The organism is uncultured Methanofollis sp. (genome assembly GCF_937919355.1).
In the GTDB taxonomy this organism is placed as follows: domain Archaea; phylum Halobacteriota; class Methanomicrobia; order Methanomicrobiales; family Methanofollaceae; genus Methanofollis.
In genome coordinates this window covers 1-26,764 of record NZ_CALFSA010000167.1, presented here as the reverse complement: position 1 = coordinate 26,764, position 26,764 = coordinate 1, and the positions used below count along the sequence as shown (strand labels likewise).

The following is a 26,764-nucleotide window of genomic DNA, read 5'->3' as shown; positions in this document are numbered from 1 at the left end:
GGTGCAGGACGACGAGGTCGAGGTCCTGTAATAATACATTCAGATCTCCCGACACTCCTGAACCGCCCGCACTCCGTAAAGCCGTGGCGGGCATGGAACCTGATGCTCACCTCGTTCAGAGAGGAGATGCATCCGCGATCCCCACACCCTGCCAGTCATGCCATGCCTGATAAAATAAGTGACCTCGACGGTGCGGGCGAAGGCGGAAAGATTGAGCACACCAACTGCCTGCTCGGACTGCGTCCTCAGGACGGCCAAAACCCACGCAAAATACCTGTGTCCTCACCGGATAAATTCCCAAAAATGATATCCCATCTCTTCCCAGTACGACATATACTATGGACCGCCCTTCAGATCTCTCCAGCACTCTGCAGACCCTCGGCATCCTGGCGGCACTCCTCGTGATCGTCATCGGGATGCGCTACTCTGCGTATATCGTCAACCTCCTGCTCATTTCCCTGATCCTGACGATCCTCACACTCCCGGCAATGGAGATGCTGAAAAAACGGGGCCTGCCCGACATCGCCGCCCTGGGGATCATCTCCACGGTCGCCGCATCCATCCTGATCGCCGTGGTGGTGATCACGATCCGCTCGTTCGAGACCCTCCTCGCCGACCTCCCGACCTACCAGGCAGACCTCCAGATGCGCCTCGCCGACCTGACAGCACTGGCGCAGCACCTTGAAATCGATAATTCCTTCTTTGACCTGTCTTCCTTCAAACTTGCAGATGTCGTTACTTTCGTCGAACCCTATGCCCTCGGCCTCGGGAGTGCCCTGATGTACCTCTTCTTCATCATGATCACGACGATGTTTGCCGTTCTCGAAATTCCTCACATCTCCGAGCGCCTGAAGAAGGGGATCGTCCACGAACCAAGGACTTTTGTCGGCATCGAGAGGATGAGCGGACTCATGATGGACTTCGTGATCGTCAGGACAGAGGCGAACCTGATCCATGGCTTTCTCTTCGGCCTCTCCCTCTGGCTCATGGGAATTCATTCTGCCGTGCTCTGGGGTATCCTCACCTTTATCCTGGCCTTCATCCCCTATATCGGCCTGATCCTCGCCGCCCTCCCGGCGATATTCTTTGCCTGGCTCCAGTACGGCCCGTGGGGTGCGGCAGCGGTCGTGGGGATCGTCGTCGTCCTCAACGCCGTCGTCGAAAATCCGATTTATGCCAAGTTGGCGTCGAGAAGGTTCGACCTGCCGCCGATGGTCGTCGTCCTCTCCCTCATTATCTGGGGCTGGATCCTCGGTCTGCCCGGCATGATCTTCGCCGTGCCGATCACGCTCCTCCTGGTCATCCTCTTCCAGTGCAGCGATGAACTGCGGTGGATAAACGAACTGCTCGGCGTCTCCGGGATCTTCAATAACAGAGCGTGCAAAAAGGAGGGGGAGTGAGCCTGATGGTTCCTGCCCACATTTTTATCCGGGGTCGGTCGTCATGAGCGCCCCCGCCATTTACCTGCTGGTCGTGTACCTCCTCCTGAATGCCGGTGCTGCCGCGGCGTTCTCTGTGGACAAGAGGCGGGCACGCGACGGGCGGTGGAGGATCTCGGAGACGATGCTCCTGGCTTTCGCGTTTCTCGGGCCTTTCGGTGCACTGGCAGCGATGAAGGTCTTCAGGCACAAGACACAGAAGACGAAGTTCGTGCTCGTCCCCCTCTTTGCGGTTCTTCACCTGGTGGTCTTCGCCCTGATTGTGTCTGCGGCGGCAGGGTGGGTCACGCTGCCGGGCATCTGAAGGCCGAAGGGCCGGTGAGTGTCGGAGCAGGGGCGTGACATTCAGGTATTATTATGGGCCGGAGAGCATTCCCTTCACAGAGAGATCCAATGCCGTTCGCGTGTATCCAGTGTGGGGAGTGCTGCAGCCAGATGGGCGACGTCCATCTCGTGAGAGAGGATTGCGGCGACGGGAGTATCCTGATGGAGAACAGGTACACCGGCGAGGTGCACACCGTCAGGGTCGACCCCGATAGGGCCCTCCTCCTCGCCGACAGGAGCATCTTCGAGAGGTGGCCTCTGGCCTGCCCCTTCCTCCGCGAAGACCCGGTCGACGGGAAGGTGTGCTGCATCATCCACCACACGAGGCCCGACATCTGCCGGGAGTACCGTTGCTGGCGCCTCCTCATCGTAGACGCGCGGGGGACGCGGGTGGGGAGGGTGATGGAGAGGCGCCACCTGGCGACTGACGACCCGGCCCTCGCCGCGTTCTGGGAGACGCACGTCGCCTGCATCCGCGAGGACGACGACGCTCGGTGGGACGAGCGAGCGATCGCCGCGCTGACAGGGGTCGGGTACATCGTCCGGCGGTAGGGGCGAGGTCCCCCGACCCCAGCCGATAATACCCATGCCGTCCAACCTCATAGGACATCATGGACCTCCCCATCGTCTGGATCTACTGGATCGTCAGCCTCACCATTGTCACCTACGCCTCGGCGTACATTATCAGGCGCCACAGGGAGTACGGCTACGCCGCCCTCGTCGGCTTCTATGTCGTCTACCTTGCGGCCTCGCAGATCATCGCCACACGGATCGTCGAGTTCGACCTCGGCATCGCCGTCTTCCTCGCCCCTGCCGGTGTCTTCCTCTACCCCTTCCTCTCGCAGGCCATCGACATGATCAACGAGGTCTACGGCGAGAAGATGACGCACATCGCTATCGGCATCGCGTTTCTCTCGCAGGTGCTCCTGGTCACCTTCATCGTCATGACAAACACCCTCACGCCCGCCCCCTTCTTCGCCTACGAGGAGATGTGGCAGGAGGTCTTCGCCCAGAGCCTCAGGATCGTCGTCGCCTCCTGGATCACCTTCCTGATCACGCAGAACCTCGACGCCTGGGTCTTCGCACGCCTCAAGGAGCGCTACCCCGACAGGATCCTGTTGCGGAGCGTCTCCAGCGACCTCCTCGGCCTGACCATCGACAGCGTCATCTTCGTCACCATCGCCTTCGCAGGCGTGGCGCCGCTCCTCCCCCTCATCATCGGCCAGGTCGTGGCGAAGAACATCATCGGCTTCCTGGACACGCCATGGTTCTGGTGGTATAAGAAATATCTGGAGAAGGCCTGAAGGCCTCTTTTTTTCTCGGAGATAGAAGAAGGAACAGGGGTGCGACAATCTTTCTTGGAGTTCAAAGAGGTCCCGTGCATTCTGGATCAAATGTTTTTCATAACATACCCATCTTCGATTCTACAAAACTGAAGAGACTCTATTTAAAAAATGTAGAAATTGGGGATATGCGTCCAGTTTTGACCATCAACCTGTCACGGCGTAATGCCACCACACGGAATCAAAGTTGTTTTTGATGGCTGCCGTAAGGTTAGGGTAATTCGCTAGGTTCGCCCAGTTCACGGACTTGGCGTCCTTCATGGCGATATCTGCCTGATACACTTTATCAAGAGATTCGTCTCCATTCTTACTGATCAGTATAGTCTTACCAATGAAGGTTACACCGTCGATCTCGTCTCTATATGCTGTTAACGCCTCCATGGTGGAGAAGGAAGCCCATGCCATACTGTTCCTGAAATGTTCGCCGTCTGCGGCCCTCTTTTTGATCAGATAGATATTGACGTGTTTCGTTGCCTCGACATACTCGAGGTCGAAGGAGTCTACGTGTAGCCCAGCGTGATGGTTGTCCATGGCGTCCATGTACTTGTTCTCGGTGTCGGTCTTGCCTTCTCGAGTAGAACCGGTGCATCCTGCAACTAGAAGGCAGAAGATAAGTGTGAGTGCCAGAAGGGGGTATAGTGCCTCATGTAAAGGCAGTGTGAATTTTCAAGCCGACATATATTTCTAAAATATATTCTGACGGGGTTCTGGGACCCACTCTTGTCTTTATGCACTCCCCTCCACGCCGTGCCTTCGACAGCGTTATCTTCGTTACTATCGTTATATTTGGCGTGGCACCCTCTTTCCCCTGATCCCCGGTCAGATCGTCGTGAAAAACATCATCGATCTCTTGGGCACTCCGTGGTTCTGGTGGTATAAGAGATCGCTTGAGGTGTAGTTTTTGCACACAAATATTTTCATTAATACCTGTGCCGGGGGACTACGCCCCCGGACCCCCGCTCAGGATAGGCGAGAGGATGGCAGTCTCCCTCTTGGGATCTCGGATCGATCTTCCCCGGCTCAATCCTAGTTCCGGGGGTCTGGGGGCAAGAGAAGGTCGAAGACCTTCGAGGTGCGAACGAAGTGAGCATGAGAAAACCGCAGGTTTTTGAGGCAGTCCCCCGTACAGATTGTGGGGAAGGCGGTTGGACGGGTACCTCTCCTCTTCTTCAGATATGCCGGCGATCTTTCCGCGTCCACTCCCCCATGATCGCAACAACCTCCCCCCCAAAAAATCCACAACCTTATTCTTTGAAGAAGGAGAAAAACGCCTTATGAAAAGCCCTTTTCATATCATGCTCATCCCCACGCTGGGCTGCCCCTCAAAATGCAAATACTGCTGGAGTTCTGAGGAAGGCTCGCCCCGCATGAGCATCCAGACCGTCGAGGAGGTGGTCGCCTGGCTGAAGGACTTCAGGGACAGCCAGGTCACCATCACCTTCCACGGCGGCGAACCCCTCCTTGCCGGTGCCGACTTCTACAGGCAGGCCCTGCCCCTCCTCTCCGAAGGACTCGCCCACCTCAACCCCACCTTCGCCCTCCAGACCAACCTCTGGAAACTCACCCCCGAGATGGCCGATATCTTTGCCGAATACAACATCCCCATAGGGTCGAGCATCGACGGCCCCGAGGAGATCACCGACAACCAGAGGGGGGACGGCTACTTCGCAAAGACGATGCAGGGCTACAAGATCGCGCGGGAGCACGGTCTCAACGTCCGCTTCATCTGCACCTTCACCTCCCGCTCGGTGGAGTACAGGGACGAGATCTTTGACTTCTTCCTGCAAAACGGCCTGACCCTCAAACTGCACCCCGCCCTCCCGTCCCTCCGCGACAAAAACCCCGATGAGTGGGCGCTTGCGCCGGAGAAATACGGCGACCTCCTTGTCTATCTCCTCGACCAGTCCCTCGACCACCTGGGCGAGATCGAGGTGATGAACATCAACGACCTCTGCAAGTGCGTGCTCACCCGTCACGGCACCGTCTGCACCTACGCCGACTGCATGGGCAGCACCTTTGCGGTCGGTCCGGACGGGAGCATCTACCCCTGCTACCGCTTCGTCGGCATGCCCGGATACGTGATGGGCAATGTGCGCGACCGCCCGACCAGAGAGGACCTCGCCGCCTCCCCTGTGGGGCAGAGGATGCAGCAGTTCAGGGAATACGTGGACGAGCACTGCAAGGAGTGTGCACACATCAGGTACTGCCGGGGCGGGTGCCCGTACAACGCCATCGCCCCGACAGGCGGCGAAGTCCGGGGCGTCGACCCCCACTGCGTCGCCTACAAGAGGATCTTCGACGAGATCACCGACCGCCTCAACAAGGAGATGTTCGAGTCCTCTCCCTTCCTGGAGATGGGCGGCGGCAGACCGGCGATAAAGACGGGCACAAGGCCCGGCATCATGGCCCTGATGCGCCAGATGGTCATGCGATAAGGAACCGGGTTTTTCCCCCGGCATCCACTTTTTTCCGGTCTTTAAAAAAAAGGGTCTACCCGAGGACCAGGTACGCCACCACCGAGAGCAAAAACGCCATCATGAGCACCGCAAGGGAGAGGGGCGGGATGAAAATGAGCATCGCGTTCACCGTGCTTGCAAGTTCCGAGATCCTGTTCGACCCGAAGACCAGCACGTCCTGGCACCACCCGGTGGCAACCGCCGCCGTCGCCGGTGCGAGGTCATCGACCGCCGCCTGCACCGCCGCCACCGCATAGGGAGCGAGCGTTTCCGGCGGGACGTGGAGACCAACCGGGTTCTTGCCACTGATCGTGTTCACGCTGTGCGAGTCGGAGGTCATCACCTCGCACTCGTCCACGAGGCCCTTCACCGCCTCCAGGACAGCCGGGCGGAGGCCCTTGACCATGTTGTTCCCGTCGAAGAGGACATAGGCCGTCGTCTGCCCGGCGCACTCGACGACCAGGGCCTGGACACCGATGTCGCCGATCCCCTCCTCGCGCTTGAAGGGGAGAGTGACCCGCCCCACACCTGCCCTGAAGGGATGGACAGCACCGCCCGCAGCCTCCGTGATCCCCTTCCCAGCCGCGGCAAGATACTCGTTCCCGATCGCCGACCCCAGGTGGAGAGGGGAGACCACCTCAGACATGCAGTTGTGGGCGTCCACAAAGGCGCAGTGCGCGAAGTGGGAGTGTGCCTCGGCCATCACCGTCATCCCGATTGCGAAGTCCAGGTCCTCGGTCTTCTGCGGCCAGCGAGTGGAGACCATCAGGAGGGCGTCTCCAAAAGGCTGGCAGAGGACATCCACGGAACCGCTGTGCGTCCTGAAGGACGGCCCCGCACAGGAGAGATAGGAGACGCCGTCGAGGGACTCCCGCATCGCCGAAATGATCTTCTCCGCTTCAGACGCGGAGACCAGATTGAAGTCGTGGGTCGAGCACCCGTGGGCCGTGAGCACCTCCTCCTCGAAAGCGTCATGGATCGCCATGGTCAGCATACCGCCGCCGATCTCACCCATCGGGCCGGGGTGGACATTCGGAACCGTGAAGAGAATGTCCTTCTTCCCCTCCCGCCTGAAGGCAAGGGTCGTCTGCGGGACTGAGACCTCCTCGCCGATCTCGCGGAAGAAGTCCTCCATGCTCTTCGAACCGTCGGTCATGTGCTCGATGAAGGTGTTGATGAAGTTGAACGCGCTGATGTGGAAGGCCTTGTTCAGCGGCCTCTCGACAAACCAGACAAAGAGCAGACACCCGAACCCGAAGACAATGTGGAGGACTGCCCCAAGGAGAAGATAGCCAGGCCCGAATGGAATGCTTGCAAAGATGATGCCGAGGGCACTCTGCGGCAGCGCCGGGAGAAAAACGCGGGAAAGGCGGTAGTCGGCTATCGCTGCCATAACTAACAGTCTGATCCCGAAGACAAAGCCCATCGCTATCGCGAAGGAGAGGGGGAGCAGGTCGGCGTAGCCGACGACAACGGGCAGCACCGTGATGATGATCGCAAAGACCGTCCCCGCCGCCGCAAGCAGTGCCGAGCGGTTCCAGGTGATCATCTTGCCCCTGCTCCGGATCAGGGACCTGGTGATAAGTGTTGCCAGAAGTGCAGGGAGTGTGAATGTAAGGGTTCCGAAGAAGGGATAAACCCAGCCTGCCCGGAAACTGGCTGCATCGATGAGGAGGCCAAGAAGAATGATGATCGCAAGTGACCTCGGCCATGCCGGGGCGGTGAAGATGTACCGGGATAGCCCGGCCATCCTCACGTCGCTGCCCGTATCTGTGTCATTCATGCAAATCCCTTCAGGATCAGTTCATGCCGCCCTGCCTCCGACCTCCGTTCGCCTGAGGCGTAGGTGAGCGGGCGGGAAAAGAAGGGTGCATTGAGGGTGAGGGTCTCGTATTCACCTCCCTCCCCCGCAGGATTGATCCGGTAGCGCTCTTCAAGGGCGAGGAGGCGGTCGACCGTGGCGTCGTCGATGTGCACGCCGAGGTCGTCCTCGGTGAGACCGTCGGCGGCGCAGACCACGATGATGGCGTCAAGGCGCGCCGCCACCTCGCGGAGGAGGGCGGCATAGTCCATGTGCCAGAGAGGGGCATAGAGACGGATGCCAAGGCGCCCGGCGATCGATTCCAGGCGGGACCGCTGGTATGTCGAGGCGACGGCGCCGGTGATCAGGCCTCCGGCATCGAGTTTGGCAAGGCCCTCCTCAAGTTCAAGGGTCTCTTCCTCTTTTTTTCCGGCCGACGCGATCTCGTAGTATTCCATGCCCGCTACCTCCGCCATCACGCGGACGGCGTCGAGGTTGGCCGCGTGGAACATGTACGAGTGCGGGTTCGCTGGCCTGACGGTTACGAGAGTTGTCACCTCAAGACCGGCGTCGAGCGCCTTCTGGACCGCAAGGACCGAGTCCTTGCCTCCTGATGTCAGTGCTGCCCATCCCAATTGCATCACGCCCCCTTCTCAATGGGTCCGAAGTGCTGCTCGTGCCGCTCTGCCATCCTCTCCCAGGTCGGGAGATTGGTCTGGCACCCCACCTTCTCGACGACAAATGACGCCGCCGTCGTCCCGATGGTGCAGCAGCGGAGGGGTGTGTAACCCCGCTGGTATGCGGTGAGAAAACCCGCACGGAAGGCGTCGCCCGCGCCGGTCGGGTCGGCCATCTCCACCCTGATCGCGGGGACCATCTGCTTCTCGCCGTGGACGCAGAGCATGCACCCCTCGGCGTCCATCGTGATGACAGCGATCTCAACGCTCTTTGCCAGGTCGGAGACGCTTGTCCCGAGCACCTCGGCCATCGTCGCCGCCTCGTGCCTGTTTGCAAAGAGGATGTTGATGTTGTCCAGGATCGCCTCGAACTGCTCCCGTGAGTACTTCAGGATGTCCTGTCCCGGGTCGAAGGACGCAAACTCGCTCTTCTCAGCAACCTTCACGTTGAAAGACGGGTCAGCGGTCGCCATGTGGACGAAGTCGAGTGCCGGGGCCTCGGCCTCGGCAAAGACCGACGACGCCCCCCAGTCGAAGTACGTGATCTGGGCGCCTGCAAGGTCGTTGAACATGAATGCGGTCGCCGTCGGCCTGTCAGGGACGTAGAAGAAACGGCGTTCAATGCCGAGTTCTTCCATCCGTCTCTCATACGCACTGCCCGGGAAGTCAGACCCGACCGCACTCACCAGGGTGCACTCCCCACCGAGGGTGGCGATACCCGCGGCGATGTTCGCCGCCCCGCCGCCAAAGAAGATCTGGTGGTCAAGGGTGTAGGTGGAGGTGTGTTTCTCCGGAAAACGGGGAACCTGGCAGATATGGTCGATTGCCGTATGGCCGACGACGCTGATCATGACTCCTGCACATCCGTCACTTTGAGCGGCACGGTCCCGAGCGCCCTGCCGATGACCGACTTCGCAATCCGGGCCGCGTGCTGGGTTGACTCGGCGTTAAAGACCTTCATTTCAAGGGTGAGGCCCACAAGGGCAGTGTTGGCCACGACAAGCGCACAGTTCAGGTCTTCTTCGCAGAAAGGGCACTGGATCGAACCTGCTTCGACCTCGACAAACTTTGCCGAGGGGTTGAGGCGCTTCCCCGCCTCGCTGATCGCTATCCCGATGGCATCGTCAAGGGACTTGACGTCCTTGATGACCCACGCGGATTCAAGTGTAACGCAATAATCGGTCATGATATTACCAGGTCTCTCTATGTACGTGTTCACCGACCGGCATCCTCTCTGTCCGTGCGGCAGGGACCGCACCTTTCCCGATTGCAAGGAGGGAAATTGGGCGGATATGGGCAGGTATGTTGAGCACTTCCCGCACGGCGTCGTCGTCGAAGGCCCCTGTCCAGCAGGACTGGAGGCGGAGGGCGTGCGCCGTGAGCATCATAAATGTACAGGCAATGGTTGCGTCCTCGAGAGCATAAAGAATGCCCCGGTCTCCATAGCGCGACATCGACCTGACATAGTTGGAGCAGACGACAAGGATGACAGGTGCTTTTTCGATGTGTTCCTGCCCGAAGGCCGCTTCGGCAAGGGCCTCACGCTGGTCTTCAGAGCAGACGACGATGACGTCCCATGCCTCCATGTTCCCGGCGCTCGGCGCCGATGACGCCGCTTTCAGGATGGCGGAGATCTCCTCGTCGGTGACGGGGTCATCGCCGTACTCCCTGACCGACTGGCGGGACTCGAGGAACGCCAGAAATTCAGAGGAGTCCATGTTCTGCGAGCGCCTCCCAGGACTCCTGGGCCACGGTTGTGGCGGCAGAGATCGCCTCCGCAACTTTCGGGACCGCTTCGTCAAAGTTTCCGCCATCGACCATGGAGATCGTTGTATTCAGGGCGTCGATCGCCTTCGAGAAGGAGGCGTGCTGGGTGCTCTCACGGGCAAACTCGATCTCCGACCTGATCCCTTCGAGCATGAGGAGCACCATCTTCTTTCCGCCCGCTTTCTCGATGTCGGAAAAACCTGTCAGGCCGGTGATAAGTTTTGAAGCGAGGATCAGTTCCGATTTCGCTCTTTCACCGTATTGATAGTTCAAAACAGCGGTCTTTGGATCCATACATTGAATGGATGCCCGAGATATAAAAGATGATTTGGGAGGTGATCCCTGTCTTTATCTCGACTTCTGTTTCACACCGAGGGCACTGACCTTTGCCCGCGGCATGCGCCTCCGGATCCTCTGGTCTGCAACCTCCGGACCGCGGCCACGGCCGCCACGACCGCCACGGCGGCCGCCTCTGCCACGTCCCTGCTGACGTTCGGCTTGGATTGCGATCTTTCTGAGTGCTGCTGCCGCCTTAAAGCGCTGGTTCGGTCCTGGCTTCTTTAAAGTCGCCTCTTTTGCTCTGACCAGGCGGATCTTGCCTGAGACATTCTTCACCTGTGCCCAGGTGGTGGTTCCTGTTTTTCCCATAATCGAACTCCCTATATATTTACTCAGCCGGTGGTTTAAAGATGTTGCTCAGATCACCCGCGAAATCTCGGATCTGAGCACCTCACTCACTTTCTTTCCGTCGACTTTGCCGCGGGCCTCCTCCATGACGACCCCCATCAGGGGACCGAGGGCCCGCATGCCCTTCTCGGTGACGAACTCCATCCTCTCCGCCACGATCTTCCTGACGATCGCTGTGAGTTCCTCCTCTGAGATGCCGCCGGCGTGGCTCTCGATCGCCTTTGCCGCGGCCTCTCCGCCGGCGATGGCGGTGAAGATCTCAGGGATCGCTTCCTTGGCGACCTGGTCCTTCTCGACGGCGAGGAGGACGGCGAGGACGTCGTTGTCAGTTATCTTCTCGACGGCGACACCGTCGCGGCCGAGTTCCTTGAGGGTGGCGAGGATCGTCCGCGCCGCCAGGTTCGGCTTGATGCCGGCCCTGATCGCCGCCCTGAAGAGGGGCAGGCTTTCCGAGTAGGCGACCTGATGGGCGACGGCCGGGTCGAGGCCGAGGTCCCTCTCGAAACGCCGCGCAAGGTCGCAGAGGAGTTCGGGCACCCTGACCTCATCCCAGAGGGCATCGGTGATCGCCACAGGGACGACGTCGGTCTCCGGGTACATCCGGGCGGCGCCGGGGAGGGGCCGCATGTATGCCGTGCTCCCTTCTTCGAGCATCTTCCTCGTCTCCTCAGGGACCCCGACGAGCGCAAGGCGGGCGCGGTGCTGCGCCTGTTTCACGCCGCACACCGTCTTCTCCTTCGAGCCCGAGACCAGGATGACCGCGTCCTCGTCGGCGACGCCGAGGTGCTCGCGCAGGCGGGCCACCTCCTCTGCGGTCACGCCATAGGCCGGGAGTTCGTCGGTGTGGAAGAGGCCGCCAAGGCCGCACTTCTTCACGTAGTCCGAGATCTCGGAACCGAGCCTCCTGCCGGGCTGGACCTCGCGGCCCACAAGGCCCGCAAAGCCGTGGAGGACGAACGCCCGGATCACCTTCGCCTTCTTCAGGATCGAGGACTTTGTCCCGGCAAAGAGGGCGGTGACGTCGTAGGACTCCTCGCCGACGGAGGCGTGGCGGGCGCGGAGTTCGTCGCGGATGGCGAGCAGTTCAGTCTGCCTCTGCACCTCGCGGCGGACGACCTCGGCGATGAGGTCGAGTTCCTGCACGCCCTTGATCTCGACCCGCGCCCCGTCCCTGACCGAGACGTTGATGTCCTGCCTGATGGTGCCAAGGCCCCTCTTCACCTTGCCGGTGGAGCGGAGGACCATGCCGATGTACTCGGCCGTCGCCTGCACGTCCTCGGGGGTGTGCATGCAGGGCGAGGTCGTGATCTCGACGAGGGGGATGCCGAGACGGTCGAGGGAGAAGGTGTCCCCCTCGACACGCTGGGCCGCCTCCTCTTCAAGGCAGATCGTCTCGACGTCGCCGCCGTGCGGGAGGGCGCCGCCCATGGCGACGAGGGCAGTCCTCTGGAAACCGCTCGTGTTCGAACCGTCGATGACGAGTTTGCGCATGGTGTGCACCTGCTCGACAGGGTGCATGGCGAAGGTCTTCGCCACCTGAAGGGCGATGCCGAGGGCCTCCCTGTTCATCGGCGCCGGCGGTTCCTCGTCGTTCTCCACGAGGCAGGTGGTCGGGTAGGTGAGGTAGTGGAACTGCCGACGGTCCATCATCTCCTCGGCCGCCGCACGGTCGATCTCGCCCATCTCGGAGACGGTCGCATGGAGGTAGCGGAAGAACTCGCCTGTGTGTTCCTCGGTCTTCTGGAGGGTCGTCGGGCAGTGGCAGAAGAGTTTCTCCGCCGTGTCGAGTTGCTGGTGGATCTCGATACCGGCCTTGAGGCCGAGGGCCTTAAAATCCATAGTCTGACCTCCTCCTGATCTCGCCTTTCAGGTCGGTCGTCATCATCGTCCGCACCTTCTCCGGGTCAGTTTCGTTCCCGAGCACCCACATCATCTTCGTGAGGGCGGCCTCGGGGAGCATGTCCTCTCCCTCGATGACGCCTGCGGCGATGAGGTCGCGGCCGGTGTCGTAGACGCGGTCGCAGACCCGGCCGTTGAGGCACTGGGAGGTCATGACGACGGTCGTGCCGGCGTCGACGAGGTCTTTCAGCGCCCCGATGCAGAGGGTGGAGACGTGGCCGAGGCCGGTGCCGGCGATGACGAGGCCCTTATATCCCTCGTACGCCCGGACCATCTCCGGGGCCATGCCGGGGTAGAAGTAGAGGAGGCCGCAGTGCTCTTCGAGGTGGTCCTTCAGGACGGGTTCGGTCTTCCGCCGCCGCACCGCCTCGTCGGAGAGGGTGACAGCAAGGGACGGGTATTCCACGCTCCCGATCGGTGCCATGTCGTGGCTCTGGAAGGCGTCCCTCCGTGAGGTGTGCATCTTCCGCACCCGCGTCGCCCGGTGGACGGCGCAGGCGTCGTCGTTGGTGGTGGCGTGCATCACGACCGCAACCTCGCCGAGGTCGCTCCGTGCGGCCGCGGCGGCGCAGAGGCCGTTCATGATGTTGTCGCTGCTCGGGCGGTCGGCCGAGCGCTGGGAACCGACGAAGACGACGGGCACCGGGGTGTCGAGCATGTACGAGACGGCCGAGGCTGAGTAGGCCATCGTGTCCGTGCCGTGGGTGACGATGACGCCCTCGGCGCCGTCCTTAATGGCGGCGTAGATCGCCCGCGCCAGGTCCTGCCAGATGCGGGGGGTCATGTTCTCGGAGAGGATGGTGGCGAGCACCTCGGAGCGGTACCGGGCGAGGGAGGAGAGGCCGGGAATCGCACGGAGGATGTCGTCTGCGGTGAACTGGCTGGTCACCGCACCTGTACGGTAGTCGATCTTGGAGGCAATCGTCCCGCCCGTCGAGATGATCGCAAGTTCGGGGAGGGTCTCGTCCTGGACGACGGCAGGCGCCGCTGCCCGCACCGCCGGCGCCCCTGCCGCCCTCACGCGGTTGCAGGTCGCGGGGTCGACCCCGATGTTGTATCCGCTCTTCATCTTGAGGACCGCCATGCCGTCGCGGTTCGTGATATAGGTCCCTTCCACCGGGTGGCCCCGGCAGGACGCGGCGACGAGGTCGCCGGTCGCAAATCTTTCACTCATGCTCTGCAAGCCTCTCTGCTTCTGCAATCAGCCGGTTTACGGCCGTATTCTCGGCTTCTTTTCGTGCGGCGACGAGGGCCAGATCTGCCGCAAGCCGTTCCTTCCTCTCTGCGCAGGCCCGCCCGGTCTCTGCCGGTGCCGGGCCGCCGATAGCCCCGCGCTCGGCGACGGAGATAGCCGGGTCGAGGGCCGCTGTGATCCTCTCCGGGGTGAGGCCGCGCTCCCTGAGGGAGAGGCCCGCCACCTCCTCTGCCGCCGCTTCGAGGGTGGCGAGGTCGAGGGCGCCCATCTTCACGGCCCGTCCGACGATGGAGTGCGCCGTCCTGAATGGGAGGCCGAACTCCCGTACCATGACGTCGGCGAGTTCTGTCGCGGTCGAGAAGCCCTTCCCGGCCTCTTCTGCCATCCTCCCGGTGTTGAAGGTGGCGGTCTTGATCAGGCCGGCGAGCACGGCAAGACTCTCCTCGGCCGCCTCGACGCCCCGCCAGAGATGGGGGGTGAGTTCCTGGAGGTCGCGGTTGTAACTCATGGGCAGGCCCTTCGTGATGGTAAGGGCCGAGACGAGCGCCCCCGCCACGGTCCCGGTCTTGGCACGCATGATCTCGGCGGTGTCCGGGTTTTTCTTTTGGGGCATGATCGAACTCGTCGAGGAGTAACCGTCGGCGAGGGTGACGAACCTGACAAAGGAGGTGCTCCAGATGACCATCTCCTCGCAGAGGCGGCTTGTCGTTGCGGTCATGGTCGCACAGGCTGAGAGGGCTTCGAGGGCGAAGTCCCGCGCCGAGACGGCGTCCATGGAGTTGCCCATGGGCCGGTCGAAGCCGAGGAGGCGGGCCGTGTACTCCCTGTCGATGGGGAAACCCGTCGAGGCGAAGGCGGCCGCACCGAGGGGGCACTCGTTCAGCCGCACATACGCGTCGGCGAAACGGGCGAAGTCGCGGGAGAGCGCCTGCTCGTAGGCGAGCAGGTGGTGGGCAAGGGTCGTCGGCTGCGCGTGCTGGAGGTGGGTGAAGCCCGGCATGATGGTGGAGAGGTGTGCGCCCGCTGTCTCCAGCAGGACGCCCCGCAGGGTGCAGGTCTCCTCCATCAGGGCGACGAGTTCCCGGCGCAGGCGCATCCTGATGCAGGTCGCAACCTCGTCGTTCCGCGACCTGGCCATGTGCAGACGGCCGCCGAACTCCTCGCCGACGCGGGCGATGAGCATCGCCTCCTTGCCTGCGTGGATGTCCTCGAACTGTTCGTCATACGCCTCTGCCGGGATGCCGTCCCAGTAAAAGTCGAGGAGAGCGCCCATCAGCGCATGTGCCGCCTCGCTGTCGATGATACCCTGTTTCCTGAGCATCAGGAGGTGGGCCATGTCCACCAGCACGTCCATATCGGCGATCCAGTGATCGGCCGCCATGGAGGAGAGGAAGTGCATCACCTCTTCCGGGCGATCGTCACTGAGTCGGCCCCGCCGCACCAGATCGCGTTGCATTGTATAGATGGTGGGGTTTTAGATGAAATGAATCTGTGGGGACGACAGGATGAGGCGGAGAAAGGGGCGGGGAGAGGATGGCTGGGAGGGATTATCGCGGAGGGTTCCTACGGTACATGCGAGTCTCTAGAGAACTTTCGCCCCTCCTCCCTCTCCTTCCACTCTGGATACGAGAAGAAGAGGGAACAAGGGATTATGGCGCTGGGGACTGCCATCCACCCCCTATCCTGAGCGGGGAACGAGCGATAGCGAGTTCGAGAAGATCGGAGATCTTCGAGATCCGGGGGCGTAGTCCCCCGGCGCGTGACGCCGATTAACCGCCTTCCCCATAATCTGAACCGGGGGACTGCTCGAAGGTCTTCGACCCATTGCACATCGAAGATGTGCGTGAACAGGAAAATCTTCGATTTTCCGTATTCTCAAACTCGCTACGCTCGTTCCTCGAAAGCCTTCGGCTTTCTCGTTGCCCCCGGACAGCGAAGATCTTCGATCTTCTCGAACTCGCTATCGGTCGTCCCTCGATCAATAGGATAGGGCCGGGGAAGAAAGAACACGGAATCCGAGAGAGGGGGTTGCCATCCACCCCCGACCTAACGGTGCGAACGACGTGAGCATATGAAAAACGTAGTTTCTCGAGTGGCAGTCCCCTGGCAGAGACATCAGTATCCCCCTTTCCTCATAGCATCAGATCTCTCATCACATCTCTCTACAGTCCCTCACATCCACGCCTTCCGCGCCGCCGCCTCGATGGCGCGCTGGACGCTGTCCTTCGGGATGATCGTCGTCACCGGGATGCGGACGAGGTGCTCGATGGTGGACGATGCGATAGGGGCGCAGACGATGGCGAGCGCCCCCTCGCGTTCGGCACGTACGGCGGCGATGAGGGTGTCCTCGAAAGTGTGGACCGGGTACTCCCTGACCCGGATCGCCTGTCCGTCGATCGTGACCGTCCTCTCCTGGATGGACTCAAGGACATAGCGTGCGGCGATGAGACCGATGAAGGCCTCGCCCGACGGTTGGGAGAAAGACCTGACGGCATTGGCGATCGCTCGCAAAGTCGGGAGGGTCGGCGACCTCTTGCCGGTGAGGATCTTGTAGAGGGTGCTCTGGGCGATCCCGCTCCTCTCCGAGAGTTCGCGCACACTGATCCGCAGGTCTGTCTTCAAGATGTGATTGAGGGTCTTTGTGAACTCCTCGTCAGATATGAGCGCCGCCTTGAGGAGGCGGTCGATGGGGTCTGCCTGGATCATGTACATCCACCTGTGCAAACCGAGACGAAGAATGTTTCCTTCTGTCCACAAATTCTACCTTTTTGAGAGGACAGAGAGGGAGTTTCGCATGACACGGGGGCAATCAGAGCCCCCATTTTACCTCATCGTATAGGCGAAAAGGGCAGGATAATGACCTATAAATATCGTCACAGCCACCAGTACGCTCATGGCAAAAAAGATGCTTGCCGCAGTCCTCCTCTTCGGGCTTGCGGCCATTCTCCTGGCAACTGGATGCGTCTCCGAGGAGACGCCGAAGACCGATGGAGCGGAGGTCGGCATCACCTACACCCAGGGTGTCGGCCCGATGCCGATGCTCCTCTCCACCGGTGAGATCGACGGCTACATCGCCTGGCAACCCACCGTCGAGGTCGCCCCGATGAGCGGCATCGGCAAGGTCGCCTCGTACTCGCAGGACCTCCCCCCCGAGGGGATGTGGAAGGACCACTCCTGCTGCGTGATCATCGCCCGTGACGACTTCACCGCGGAGCACCGCGATGTCGTCAACGTCATCAGCGCTCTCGGCATCGTCTCCAACCAGTATGTGAAGGAGCACCAGGACGAGTCCGCTGAGATCGTCGCCGACTGGCTCGTCGGCAAGGGCAACTTCACCTACGGCGACGTCTCGGTGAACTCGGTCGACGTCCTCGAACAGGCGATCCCGACCATCAAGTTCACGAGCGAACCCTCCGAGAAGTGGCAGGACGGCGTCGGGCTCTTCGTCGACGCCCAGGCAGACCTCGGCTACCTCACCGGTTCGCTGAAGAACGCCACCCCTGAAGAACAGAAGGCCCTGCTCTTCAACACCCAGCCTTACGACGATGCAAAGGCGATGCTCGACGCAGGGAAGATCGCCACCCCGAAAAAGCTCGACAAACCCCTCGGCATCGGCTACCTGATGTCTGACCACCACGCCTCGCTCTTCGTTGCGATCAAGAAGTGGGACTACTTCGAAAAGACCTACGGCATCGCCCTGAAGCCCGTGGACCCCACCCAGACCAGGCCCGAGAACCTTGAACTGATTGTCAACGGCGAGAAGGTCGCCGACGTCACCCTCGTCTCCGGTGCCGCCGGGCCGGCCCTGATGCAACTTGCCGCGACGAACAACATCCAGATGGCATGGGTCGGCGCTCCGCCGGCGATCAGTGCCATCGACAAAGGAACACCTATTAAGATCCTCCAACCCGTTAATACTGAGGGATCTGGGCTTGTCGTCGCTGCATCCGCACCTGTCAACGACTGGCCGTCCTTCGCTGAATGGGCGAAGACGAGAGCTGCCGAAGGCAAGCCGCTGAAGATTGCGGCCCCGTTGAAGGGCTCCATCCAGGACGTCATGCTCAAGTTCGCCCTGAAAGACAGCGGACTGGTGGTGAAAGAAGTCTGATGAAGATTACGGAATCAGCGAAGAAAAGACATATAAGAACAGCGTTTCTTGGAGGGAGGGCCATAGGGGCCATCCTTCCCATTTTAATCATCATCGGCTGGGAGATCGCCGCGATCCTCATCGATAACGAGTTCATCCTGCCGCGTGTGGAGTCGGTACTCGCTATCCTTGCGGCCCCCACCGTCGACATCCTGGGCAGCGGGAGCCTCATCGACAACGCGCTCCTCTCCATTCAGCGCGTCCTCATGGGCTTCGGCCTTGCGGCTGCCGTCGGCATCCCGGTCGGTATCGTGATGGGCTACTGGAAACGGGCAGAGGACTTCCTCGACCCCGCTATCCAGCTCTTCCGCCCGATCCCGCCACTGGCATGGATCCCGCTCGCCCTTGCATGGTTCAAGACCGGGATCGTCTCGATGACTTTCATCATCTTCATCGGTGCGGTCTTCCCGGTCCTGCTCAACACGGTCGACGGCGTCAAGTCGGTCAACAGGACGTGGGTCGAGTCGGCGTTCACCTTCGGGGCGAGTCAGGCCCAGGTCCTCAGGAAGGTCATCCTTCCGGCGGCCCTCCCCACAGTCTGGACCGGCCTTCGGCTCGGTTTCGGTATCTCGTGGATGTGTGTCGTTGCGGCCGAGATGCTCCCGGGGACGACCTCGGGGCTCGGCTACCTGATCATGTACGCCTACAACTGGGGACAGTCCCAGGTGATCATCGCGGGCATGATCGTCATCGGCCTGATCGGCCTTGGCATCGACGGCCTCTTCAGGGCCGTTGAAAAAAGACAGTTCAGGTGGAGGGGGATGGTCAGATGAGTCTCTCTATCGAACATGTCTCGAAGGTCTTCACCAACGAAATGGGAGAGGAGGTCACCGCCCTTGGCGACATCTCCCTGGACGTGAAGGAAGGCGAGTTCATATGCATCCTCGGCCCCTCCGGGTGCGGGAAGACGACACTTCTCCGGATCATCGCGGGGCTCGACCACCCAACAGGCGGCCGGGCGGCGATCAACGAGAAGGAGATCACCGGGCCGACACCGGAGATGGCGATGATCTTCCAGGAGTACTCGCTCTATCCCTGGCGGACGGTCCTCGACAACATCGCCTTCGGGCTTGAAGTGCAGGGCGTCGGGAAGGAGGAGAGATATGGACGGGCAAGGAAGTACCTGACCCTTGTGGGCCTCGAAGACTTCGAGAACAGCCACCCCTACGAACTCTCCGGCGGCATGCGCCAGCGCGTGGCCGTCGCCCGCGCCCTCTGCGTCGAGCCCCAGGTGCTCCTGATGGACGAACCCTTCGGGGCCCTCGACGCCCAGACCAGGAACACGATGCAGAAAGAACTGCTTGAGATCTGGAAGAAGACAAAGAAGACCGTGATCTTCGTGACGCACAGCGTCGACGAGGCCGTCTATCTCTCCGACAGAGTCGTCGTCCTCTCCCCGCGGCCATCTCACGTGCAGGAGGTCATCTCCATCACGGTGCCGCGGCCAAGGGACAGGACAAGCGTCGAATTTGCGCAGGTGAGGAGGCACGTCCTCTCCCTGATCCAGGGAGGCGAAGAAGCCTCCCAGTAACCTTTATTAAGAAAAATAGCCATGTTATAAAGCACTAACTTACGGCGAGGCGTTGTGAGGTATGGTACGAAAACCAGGAGTAATGTATAGATCTCTCGCCAAGAAGGCCTACACCCGGCGAGAGTATATGGGCGGTGTCCCCGGCAGCAAGGTTGTCCAGTACGACATGGGTGACCCGAGCGGTTCTTTCCCCCTTGAAGTCACCCTTGAAGTGCTCGAGGCCTGCCAGATCCGCCACTCCGCTCTTGAAGCGGCACGTATTAACATTAACAGGCGCCTGATGAAGGAGGTGGGACGCACGAACTACTATCTCAAGCTCCGCACCTACCCTCACCATGTGCTCCGTGAGAACAAGCAGGCAACCGGTGCCGGTGCAGACCGTGTTTCCGAAGGTATGCGTCTTGCATTCGGCAAGGCCGTAGGCACCGCCGCCCGTGTCACCCCGGGCCAGAAGGTCTTCACCGTCTGGACCACTCCGCAGTACACGGAGAAGGCAAAGGATGCCCTGAAGCACGGCGGTTACAAGCTGCCGACGCCGACCCGTGTGGTCGTCATTGAGTGAAGCAGGACGAAATTTTCTTCCTCTTCTCTCCTTTGCTAGAGGGGCCGCGAGAATGGTATATTTTTTTAGCAGCCCCTTCCCCATAATACTCAATGATAGAGAGAGCGGCATCCGGCCTTTCCGGTGCAGTCGCATCTGCTACCTATTCTGCGTTCCTGGAAGCTGAAACGTCGATTCCGACAGACGTACGGCGCGCCCTCGCACGGGCCCGCGACCGGGAACAGAGTGCAACAGCACGCACCCAGTTTGAGAATATCGAGGAGAATATCAGGTACGCGGAGGAGCACGGGTTGCCCGTCTGCCAGGACACCGGCGTTCCCATCGTCTACCTCACCCTCCCACCGACCGTCCCCTTCACCCACGACCTTCTCGACGCGGTCGCGGAAGGCGTGAGACGTGCGACACGCGAAATCCCTCTCCGCCCGAATGTCGTCGACCCCCTCAGCAGGGAGAACAGTGGCGACAACACCGGGGCGGGCATGCCCGCCGTCCATGTGACGCCCGGCGACGAATTGACCGTTACCGTCCTCCCGAAGGGTGCCGGCGCGGAGAACTGTTCACGGATCGGGATGCTCCTCCCCTCGCAGACCGGGGAGATCGCGCGGTTCGTCGCCGAGACTGTGCTCATCGCCGGCGGACGACCCTGTCCACCTCTCGTCCTCGGCGTCGGCATCGGGTCGACCTTCGACGGTGCGGCGGCGCTTGCGAAGGAAGCGCTCCTCCTGCCCATCGACGAGATGACCACGTTCGAGCAGGAGATCTGCGACGCAGTCAACGCCCTTGGCATTGGACCGATGGGCCTTGGCGGAGACACGACGGCCCTTGCTGTGAAGGTGAAGACAGGCGCCTGTCACACCGCATCCCTGCCCGTGGCGGTCAATGTCCAGTGCTGGGCATGCCGGCGGGCGACCCGCTGCGTGGAGGTGGAGGAATGATCCACCTCACCACGCCGCTCGGCGACGAGGTGCTCGAACTCCGCGCCGGCGACGCCGTCACACTCTCAGGGACAGTCTACACCGCACGGGACGAGGCGCACCAGAGGATGATGCAGGAGGGCATCCCCTTCGACCCGCAGGGCGCCGTGGTCTACCACTGCGGCCCGGTGGTCCAGGACGGCCGTGTCCTCGCCGCAGGGCCGACCACCTCGGCACGGATGAACCGCCTCTCAGGTTTCATCCTGGACGCAGGCGTGCGCGCTCTCATCGGCAAAGGAGGCATGGGGCCGGAGGTGCGGGAGGAGTTGCGGGGCCGCGGCGTGTACCTCGCCTTCACCGGCGGGTGCGCCGCCCTTGCCGCCGCCCGTATGACTCTGAAAGGGGTTTATTTTGAGGACCTCGGCATGGCCGAGGCCGTCTGGGAGATCGAACTCGACCACCTCCCCCTCATCGTCGGGATCGACGCCCACGGCGGAGACCTCTTTTCCGAAGTTGTCCGGCAGGCAAAAATACAATTTGAACAGCGGTTCAATACATAAATCAGGCCGGATATATGAAACTCATCATCGACGAGACCAGGTGCAAGGGCTGCAACCTCTGCACCCTGGTCTGCCCCTACAGGATATTCCAGGAGGGCACGGCGCCGAACAGGCGGGGCATCGTGGTCCCGACCCTCGACCGTCCAGAGCGCTGTACCAACTGCCGCCTCCAGAAACTCTACGGACGGGTGCTCTGCGGCGTTTGCCAGATGATCTGCCCGGACCAGGCGATCCGGTGGGTCGAGGAAGGACCTTTTGAACCTCAAAAGGTGGTGATTGAAGATTGACGCGGCTTGAGTTCATGCAGGGGAACACGGCCTGTGCGGAGGGTGCCCTTGCCGCCGGGTGCCGGTTCTATGGCGGGTACCCGATCACCCCCTCGACAGAGATCGCCGAGCACATGGCACGGAAGATGCCGAAGATCGGCGGGGTCTTCGCCCAGATGGAGGACGAACTCGCGAGTATCGCCTCGGTGATCGGCGCCTCCTGGACAGGAGCGCGGGCGATGACCGCCACCTCCGGGCCGGGTTTCTCCCTGATGATGGAGAACATCGGCTATGCTGTCATGACAGAGACGCCGTGTGTCATCGTCGACGTCCAGCGGGGCGGGCCGAGCACGGGCCAGCCGACCCGCGCTGCGCAGGGCGACATGATGCAGTGCCGTTTCGGGTCGCACGGCGACATGAGCATCATCGCGGTCAGTCCTGCCTCAGTGCAGGAGATGTACGAACTCACGGCAAAGGCCTTCAACCTCGCCGACCGTTACCGCGTCCCCACCTTCGTGATGGCCGACGAGATTATCGGCCACATGCGTGAGAGGATCGCGGTCCCTGACAGCGTCGAGGTCGTGCCGAGGCGCCCCCTGGAGAAGGGCACCCTGCCCTTTGCACCGGGCGAGGACAACGTACCGGGTTTCCCGGCATTCGGCCACGGCTACGGCGTCCACGTCACCGGTCTCACCCACGACGACCGCGGCTACCCCTCCTCCACCGACCCCCGTGTCCACGAGCGCCTGGTGCGGCGTCTTGTCGGGAAGGTGGAGGGTGCGAACCGCGAGATCGCCGATTACGAGGTGACGAACCCCGACGCCGAGGTCGTCTTCATCTCGTACGGCGCCCCCTCCCGGTCGGTGGCGCAGGCGATCCGGGACCTGGACGACGAGAGGGTCGGCCACCTGAGACTGAAGGTGGTCTGGCCCTTCCCGGACTTCGCGCTTGCGGCATTCAAGAACGCACGGGTCTTCCTGGTCCCTGAACTGAACCTCGGGCAGATGGTGCGTGAGGCGGCCCGCCACACAGCCGTCCCGGTCGTCCCCATCTCCGAGATCGGCGGCGAACTGCACACGCCGCGGCGCCTCATCACCATGGCGGAGGGATATCTGTGAACTTCCAGGACTGGTTGCGGGCCGACAGGTTGCCCCATATCTACTGCACAGGCTGCGGGAACGGTACGGTGATCAACTGCACCCTCAATGCCGTGAACCAGATGGGATGGACACCCGAAGAGACCGTCTTCGTCTCAGGCATCGGGTGCTCCTCCCGCGCGCCCGGCTACATCATCACCGACTCCCTCCACACCACGCACGGGCGGGCGATCCCCTTTGCAACAGGCGTGAAACTCGCCCGGCCCGACCTCCATGTCGTGGTCTTCACCGGCGACGGCGACCTCGCCGCCATCGGCGGCAACCACTTCATCCACGGGTGCCGGCGGAACATCGACCTGACTGTCATCTGCATGAACAACTACATCTACGGCATGACAGGCGGGCAGGGGAGTCCGTGCACACCTCTCGGGGCGTACTCGACGACGACCCCCTACGGCTGCGACGAAGCCCCCTTCGACCTCGCCTCCCTCGCCGTGGCGGCCGGGGCGAACTATGTCTCCCGCTGGACCTCCTATCACGTGCAGGAACTGACGCGCGCCGTGAAAGCGGGCCTGGAGACACCGGGTTTCTCCCTCATCGAGGCAGTCGTCCAGTGCCCGACAGGGTACGGGCGGAGGAACAAACTCCGCGAGGCGCAGGACATGATCGCCTGGATGCGCGACCATGCGGTCCTGCTGAAGAAGTGGCGGCGGATGGACGAGGAAGGTGTCCCCCACGACCCGGCGACTTTCCCTGTCGGCGAGTTCGTGCGGCGGAACCTCCCTGCAATGGGGGTGCCGAAATGAAACACGAGATCCGCTTCTCCGGTTTCGGTGGCCAGGGGATCATCCTTGCAGCGGTGATCCTGGGCCGCGCTGCCGCCATCCACGACGGCAAGTACGCCGTCCAGACGCAGGTCTACGGGCCCGAGGCCCGCGGCGGGGCGTCGATGAGTGCCGTGATCATCGACGACGACCCGATCCTCTACCCTGAGGTGACGGCGCCCGACATCTACGTGATCATGTCGCAGGAGGGTTTCCTGAAATACGGGCGCACGGCGCCGGAGAGTGCCGTGATGCTCGTCGACTCCGAACTCGTGCAGGACCGCCCGGCCTGCCGGTACCACGAGATCCCCTCGACCTACGAGGCAAAAAGCACCCTTAAAAAGGTTATCGTAGCAAACATTGTGATGCTCGGGGCACTGGTGGCGACGACCGGCGTCGTCTCCGAGGCGGCGATCGAGAAGGCCGTCCTTGATTCTGTCCCGAAGGGCACCGAGGACCTCAACCTCAGGGCGCTGAAGCTCGGGTTCGACCTCGGCAGAAGGAGCATGAAAGATGAAACTGCTTGAATTTGAGGCAAAAGAACTCTTCAGAGAGGAAGGGATCAGGGTGCCGAAGGGCCTCCTGGTCAGCGAGCACGAGGAGATCCTCCTCCACATGGACGAACTCGGGGACAAAGTCGTCGTCAAGGCGCAGGTGGACGTCGGCGGCCGCGGCAAGGCCGGCGGCGTCCTGATGGCCGATGCAGGCAACGTTGTCGAGACTGCGCGGCACCTCTTCCACACCCCGATCAAGGGCGTGCCCGTCGCCCGTGTCCTCATCGAAGAGCGCCTCGCAATCGAGCACGAGTATTACGTCTCCATCGCCATCGACCGTTCGAGCAAACAGCCCGTGATACTCTTTGCGGACGCAGGCGGCGTCGAGATCGAGCAGACGGCAAAAGAGAACCCGGACGCGATCAGGAAGGTCACCTTCTCGCCCCTCCTCTCCGACGTCCCCGACTTCCTTCTCCGGGAACTCACCGGGGACGCCCCGAAAGGCGTGCGGGAGACGATCAACAGACTCTATCATGTCTTCTGCAAGAAAGACGCCCTTCTCGCCGAGATCAACCCCCTGGTCACAACGCCGCAGGGCGTCTACGCCGCCGACGCAAAACTGATCATCGACGACAACGCCCTTGTCCGCCAGGGGATCGCGGTCAACCGCGACCTCACCGAGCGGGAGAAAGAAGCGGAGAAGCACGGCTTCTCCTATGTCGAACTCGACGGCGCCATAGGGGTCATCGGCAACGGCGCCGGCCTCACCATGTCGACGCTCGACCTCATCGAGCACTTCGGCGGGAAGGCCGCAAACTTCCTGGACGTCGGCGGCGGTGCCGACCAGGAGAGGGTGAAGTATGCGGTCAGACTCGTCGCGGGCATGCCCGCGGTGAAGGTGATCATCGTCAACCTCCTTGGCGGCATCACCCGGTGCGACGAGGTCGCCCGCGGCATCATTGAAGCCGGTGTCGAGCAGGAGGTCATCGTCAGGCTCGCCGGCACAAACGAGGCCGAGGGGAGAAAACTCCTGGCAGAGAAGGGATACCGGATGCTCGGGAGCATGGACGAGGCCGTCAGGGCCGCCGTGGAGGTGACGGCATGATCTACGGAGATAAGAACACCGCCGTCATCGTGCAGGGCGCCACAGGCAAGCAGGGTTCCTTCCACATCAGACTCATGAACGAATACGCACGTGAGGTCGGCGGGAAGGGTGTCGTCGCTGGCGTCACGCCCGGCAAAGGCGGTCAGGAAGTCTGCGGTGTCCCGGTCTACAATACCGTGAAAGAGGCCCTTGCCGAACATGACGCTACGGCAAGCGTCCTCTTCGTCCCGGCCCGTGCAGCGGGCGATTCGATCATGGAGGCGGCCCATGCCGGTCTCGATCTCGTCATCGCGATCACCGAGCACATCCCTGTCCACGACGCCATGAAGGCGGTCGCCTATGCAGGTCTCTCCGGGTGCAAGGTCATCGGCCCGAACTGTCCCGGCCTCCTCTCGCCCGGCGAACTGAAACTCGGGATCATGCCCTCTCACCTCTACACGAGAGGGCACGTCGGTGTCATCTCCCGGAGCGGCACCCTCACCTACGAGGTCGTCGACGAACTGACGAAGGCGGGGATCGGCCAGTCGACGGTCGTCGGGATCGGCGGCGACCCGGTCATCGGTCAGACCTTTGCCGACGTCCTGGCCCGCTTCGAGGAGGACCCGCAGACGAAGGCCGTCGTCCTCATCGGCGAGGTCGGCGGCAACCTTGAAGAAGAGGGCGTCCGCTCGACCGACCTGCCGATCGTCTCGTATATCGCCGGCGTCACGGCCCCGCCGAACAAGAGGATGGGGCATGCCGGTGCGATCATCGAGGGCGGCGAAGGGGACGCACGTTCCAAGATCAAGAGACTGAAGAAGATGGATGTGGCGGTCGCCTCGCGGCCGTCCGAGATACCGGGTATGATCCGTGGCCTGCTATGAATGAAGAACTGCTGATGCGAGTGGCCGCAGAGGTCGCAGAGGAGATCGGAGCGCGGGCGATCGTCTCCTTCACCCGTCCCTGCACCTGCCTCTCCAAGGTGCCGCTGATCTGGGTGCAGGACCTCCAGCTCGACATCCTGAAAGACCTCTCCATGAACGAGATCGTCTCGGTCTGCGAGCACCACATGCTCGACGCGGCCGTGCAGATATACCTGACCCGCCGCTTCGAGGACGGTAATGTCGTCGCTGTCTTCCCCTATGCGATCCTGGTCTACGACCTCGAACGCGCCAGGAACTTCGTCGACCTCAGGAACTACGACGACATCGTCCCGAAGGAGGTGATGTACGCCGTCCTCAACCTGGCAATGGAGATCTCGATCGAGGGGCGGGAAGGCAGGAGGATCGGCACGGCCTTCATCATCGGTGACGACGAGGAGATCGGCCGCCACTCCCACCAGGCGATCCTGAACCCGTACAAAGGGCACGACGCTACACTCAGGGATATCAAGAACCATGAGAACTGGGAGAGTGTCAAGGAGTTTGCGCAACTTGACGGAGTCTTCGTCGTGAACAGGAACGGGCTCATCTGTGCGGCTGGACGTTACCTCGACGTGAACGCAAAAGACGTCCACCTCCCCGGCGGTCTCGGCGGGCGACACCGGGCGACGGCGGCGATCACCCGCCTGATCCCTGCGGTCGGCATCACCGTCTCGGAGAGCGGGGGCCTGATCCGGGTCTTCAGGGATGGGGCGTGCACCATCACGATCAGGTCTGACATCGCGATCAGCAGCTGAAAATTCTTTTTTTTGTCTT

30 protein-coding genes are annotated in these 26,764 nt (G+C 61.8%); 18 read left to right on the top strand and 12 right to left on the bottom strand.

The window, feature by feature from the left end; translation table 11 throughout:
- The first annotated feature begins 338 nt into the window (after positions 1-338).
- From Q0520_RS08155 to Q0520_RS08140, 4 genes are read left to right on the top strand one after another with little or no spacing between them, the layout of a single operon-like run.
- On the top strand, positions 339-1,400 hold the full coding sequence (locus Q0520_RS08155) for an AI-2E family transporter (RefSeq protein ID WP_298668666.1): 1,062 nt from the start codon (positions 339-341) through the stop codon (positions 1,398-1,400).
- Between the two features lie 43 nt (positions 1,401-1,443).
- Complete coding sequence (locus Q0520_RS08150; protein WP_298668663.1) at positions 1,444-1,743, top strand: DUF1294 domain-containing protein; 300 nt, start codon at positions 1,444-1,446, stop codon at positions 1,741-1,743.
- A 53-nt stretch (positions 1,744-1,796) separates the two neighbouring features.
- On the top strand, positions 1,797-2,315 hold the full coding sequence (locus tag Q0520_RS08145; protein WP_342765257.1) for a YkgJ family cysteine cluster protein: 519 nt from the start codon (positions 1,797-1,799) through the stop codon (positions 2,313-2,315).
- A gap of 59 nt (positions 2,316-2,374) precedes the next feature.
- Positions 2,375-3,067, top strand: a complete 693-nt coding sequence (locus tag Q0520_RS08140; RefSeq protein WP_298668656.1) for a queuosine precursor transporter — start codon at positions 2,375-2,377, stop codon at positions 3,065-3,067.
- A 186-nt stretch (positions 3,068-3,253) separates the two neighbouring features.
- Here the strand turns inward: Q0520_RS08140 and Q0520_RS08135 are convergent, their stop codons facing one another.
- Positions 3,254-3,646, bottom strand: coding sequence for a hypothetical protein (locus tag Q0520_RS08135; protein WP_298668653.1), 393 nt, complete (start codon positions 3,644-3,646; stop codon positions 3,254-3,256).
- 734 nt (positions 3,647-4,380) lie between these two features.
- Here Q0520_RS08135 and Q0520_RS08130 point away from each other — a divergent pair.
- On the top strand, positions 4,381-5,541 hold the full coding sequence (locus Q0520_RS08130; RefSeq protein ID WP_298668650.1) for a TIGR04083 family peptide-modifying radical SAM enzyme: 1,161 nt from the start codon (positions 4,381-4,383) through the stop codon (positions 5,539-5,541).
- 55 nt (positions 5,542-5,596) lie between these two features.
- On the opposite strand, the gene Q0520_RS08125 is transcribed toward Q0520_RS08130, so the two are convergent.
- The 11 genes from Q0520_RS08125 to Q0520_RS08075 all read right to left on the bottom strand — a co-directional run bounded on the left by Q0520_RS08125 (position 5,597) and on the right by Q0520_RS08075 (position 16,294).
- Entirely contained in the window at positions 5,597-7,345 is a 1,749-nt protein-coding gene (locus Q0520_RS08125; RefSeq protein WP_298668647.1) for a DUF2070 family protein, read from the bottom strand.
- A complete protein-coding gene (locus Q0520_RS08120) occupies positions 7,342-8,004 on the bottom strand; it encodes a diphthine--ammonia ligase (RefSeq protein WP_298668644.1) in 663 nt (220 codons plus the stop codon). Before Q0520_RS08120 ends, Q0520_RS08125 begins: the two co-directional genes overlap by 4 nt.
- Entirely contained in the window at positions 8,004-8,891 is an 888-nt protein-coding gene (locus tag Q0520_RS08115; RefSeq protein ID WP_298668642.1) for a carbohydrate kinase family protein, read from the bottom strand. The genes Q0520_RS08120 and Q0520_RS08115 overlap by 1 nt, the downstream gene beginning before the upstream one ends.
- A complete protein-coding gene (locus Q0520_RS08110) occupies positions 8,888-9,226 on the bottom strand; it encodes a DUF555 domain-containing protein (RefSeq protein ID WP_298668639.1) in 339 nt (112 codons plus the stop codon). Before Q0520_RS08110 ends, Q0520_RS08115 begins: the two co-directional genes overlap by 4 nt.
- Positions 9,227-9,230: 4 nt before the next feature.
- Positions 9,231-9,758 carry a nitroreductase family protein gene (locus tag Q0520_RS08105; protein ID WP_298668636.1) on the bottom strand — a complete coding sequence of 176 codons (528 nt, stop codon included), beginning with the start codon at positions 9,756-9,758 and terminating at the stop codon, positions 9,231-9,233.
- The gene (locus Q0520_RS08100) at positions 9,745-10,101 is read right to left on the bottom strand and encodes a hypothetical protein (RefSeq protein WP_298668633.1); all 357 of its coding nucleotides are present in this window, start codon (positions 10,099-10,101) and stop codon (positions 9,745-9,747) included. Before Q0520_RS08100 ends, Q0520_RS08105 begins: the two co-directional genes overlap by 14 nt.
- A 54-nt stretch (positions 10,102-10,155) precedes the next feature.
- Positions 10,156-10,455 carry a DUF5350 domain-containing protein gene (locus Q0520_RS08095; RefSeq protein ID WP_298668630.1) on the bottom strand — a complete coding sequence of 100 codons (300 nt, stop codon included), beginning with the start codon at positions 10,453-10,455 and terminating at the stop codon, positions 10,156-10,158.
- Positions 10,456-10,503: 48 nt separating this feature from the next.
- Entirely contained in the window at positions 10,504-12,333 is a 1,830-nt protein-coding gene (gene gatE, locus Q0520_RS08090) for a Glu-tRNA(Gln) amidotransferase subunit GatE (protein ID WP_298668627.1), read from the bottom strand.
- Complete coding sequence (gatD, locus tag Q0520_RS08085; RefSeq protein WP_298668624.1) at positions 12,323-13,567, bottom strand: Glu-tRNA(Gln) amidotransferase subunit GatD; 1,245 nt, start codon at positions 13,565-13,567, stop codon at positions 12,323-12,325. Before gatD ends, gatE begins: the two co-directional genes overlap by 11 nt.
- Positions 13,560-15,044, bottom strand: coding sequence for an argininosuccinate lyase (gene argH, locus Q0520_RS08080; RefSeq protein ID WP_298668622.1), 1,485 nt, complete (start codon positions 15,042-15,044; stop codon positions 13,560-13,562). Before argH ends, gatD begins: the two co-directional genes overlap by 8 nt.
- 716 nt (positions 15,045-15,760) lie before the next feature.
- Entirely contained in the window at positions 15,761-16,294 is a 534-nt protein-coding gene (locus Q0520_RS08075) for a helix-turn-helix domain-containing protein (protein WP_298668619.1), read from the bottom strand.
- A gap of 187 nt (positions 16,295-16,481) precedes the next feature.
- Here Q0520_RS08075 and Q0520_RS08070 point away from each other — a divergent pair, with 187 nt between their 5' ends.
- The 13 genes from Q0520_RS08070 to Q0520_RS08010 all read left to right on the top strand — a co-directional run bounded on the left by Q0520_RS08070 (position 16,482) and on the right by Q0520_RS08010 (position 26,745).
- Entirely contained in the window at positions 16,482-17,696 is a 1,215-nt protein-coding gene (locus tag Q0520_RS08070) for an ABC transporter substrate-binding protein (RefSeq protein WP_298668616.1), read from the top strand.
- Positions 17,696-18,508 carry an ABC transporter permease gene (locus Q0520_RS08065; protein ID WP_298668612.1) on the top strand — a complete coding sequence of 271 codons (813 nt, stop codon included), beginning with the start codon at positions 17,696-17,698 and terminating at the stop codon, positions 18,506-18,508. The genes Q0520_RS08070 and Q0520_RS08065 overlap by 1 nt, the downstream gene beginning before the upstream one ends.
- Positions 18,505-19,266, top strand: a complete 762-nt coding sequence (locus Q0520_RS08060; RefSeq protein ID WP_298668610.1) for an ABC transporter ATP-binding protein — start codon at positions 18,505-18,507, stop codon at positions 19,264-19,266. Before Q0520_RS08065 ends, Q0520_RS08060 begins: the two co-directional genes overlap by 4 nt.
- A 61-nt stretch (positions 19,267-19,327) precedes the next feature.
- On the top strand, positions 19,328-19,828 hold the full coding sequence (locus Q0520_RS08055) for a 50S ribosomal protein L16 (RefSeq protein ID WP_298668607.1): 501 nt from the start codon (positions 19,328-19,330) through the stop codon (positions 19,826-19,828).
- A 92-nt stretch (positions 19,829-19,920) separates the two neighbouring features.
- Entirely contained in the window at positions 19,921-20,763 is an 843-nt protein-coding gene (locus Q0520_RS08050; RefSeq protein ID WP_298668604.1) for a fumarate hydratase, read from the top strand.
- Positions 20,760-21,302 carry a FumA C-terminus/TtdB family hydratase beta subunit gene (locus tag Q0520_RS08045; RefSeq protein WP_298668602.1) on the top strand — a complete coding sequence of 181 codons (543 nt, stop codon included), beginning with the start codon at positions 20,760-20,762 and terminating at the stop codon, positions 21,300-21,302. Before Q0520_RS08050 ends, Q0520_RS08045 begins: the two co-directional genes overlap by 4 nt.
- A gap of 14 nt (positions 21,303-21,316) precedes the next feature.
- Positions 21,317-21,589, top strand: coding sequence for a ferredoxin family protein (locus tag Q0520_RS08040; RefSeq protein ID WP_298668600.1), 273 nt, complete (start codon positions 21,317-21,319; stop codon positions 21,587-21,589).
- The gene (locus Q0520_RS08035) at positions 21,586-22,686 is read left to right on the top strand and encodes a 2-oxoacid:acceptor oxidoreductase subunit alpha (RefSeq protein ID WP_298668597.1); all 1,101 of its coding nucleotides are present in this window, start codon (positions 21,586-21,588) and stop codon (positions 22,684-22,686) included. The genes Q0520_RS08040 and Q0520_RS08035 overlap by 4 nt, the downstream gene beginning before the upstream one ends.
- Positions 22,683-23,471, top strand: coding sequence for a thiamine pyrophosphate-dependent enzyme (locus Q0520_RS08030; RefSeq protein WP_298668594.1), 789 nt, complete (start codon positions 22,683-22,685; stop codon positions 23,469-23,471). Before Q0520_RS08035 ends, Q0520_RS08030 begins: the two co-directional genes overlap by 4 nt.
- Positions 23,468-24,016, top strand: coding sequence for a 2-oxoacid:acceptor oxidoreductase family protein (locus tag Q0520_RS08025; RefSeq protein WP_298668591.1), 549 nt, complete (start codon positions 23,468-23,470; stop codon positions 24,014-24,016). The genes Q0520_RS08030 and Q0520_RS08025 overlap by 4 nt, the downstream gene beginning before the upstream one ends.
- Entirely contained in the window at positions 24,003-25,088 is a 1,086-nt protein-coding gene (gene sucC / locus Q0520_RS08020; protein ID WP_298668589.1) for a succinate--CoA ligase subunit beta, read from the top strand. Before Q0520_RS08025 ends, sucC begins: the two co-directional genes overlap by 14 nt.
- Positions 25,085-25,951: a succinate--CoA ligase subunit alpha gene (gene sucD, locus Q0520_RS08015; RefSeq protein ID WP_298668586.1), complete on the top strand. Its 867-nt coding sequence runs from the start codon at positions 25,085-25,087 to the stop codon at positions 25,949-25,951. The genes sucC and sucD overlap by 4 nt, the downstream gene beginning before the upstream one ends.
- Positions 25,948-26,745 carry a diadenylate cyclase gene (locus Q0520_RS08010; RefSeq protein WP_298668583.1) on the top strand — a complete coding sequence of 266 codons (798 nt, stop codon included), beginning with the start codon at positions 25,948-25,950 and terminating at the stop codon, positions 26,743-26,745. The genes sucD and Q0520_RS08010 overlap by 4 nt, the downstream gene beginning before the upstream one ends.
- The last annotated feature ends 19 nt before the right edge of the window (positions 26,746-26,764 follow it).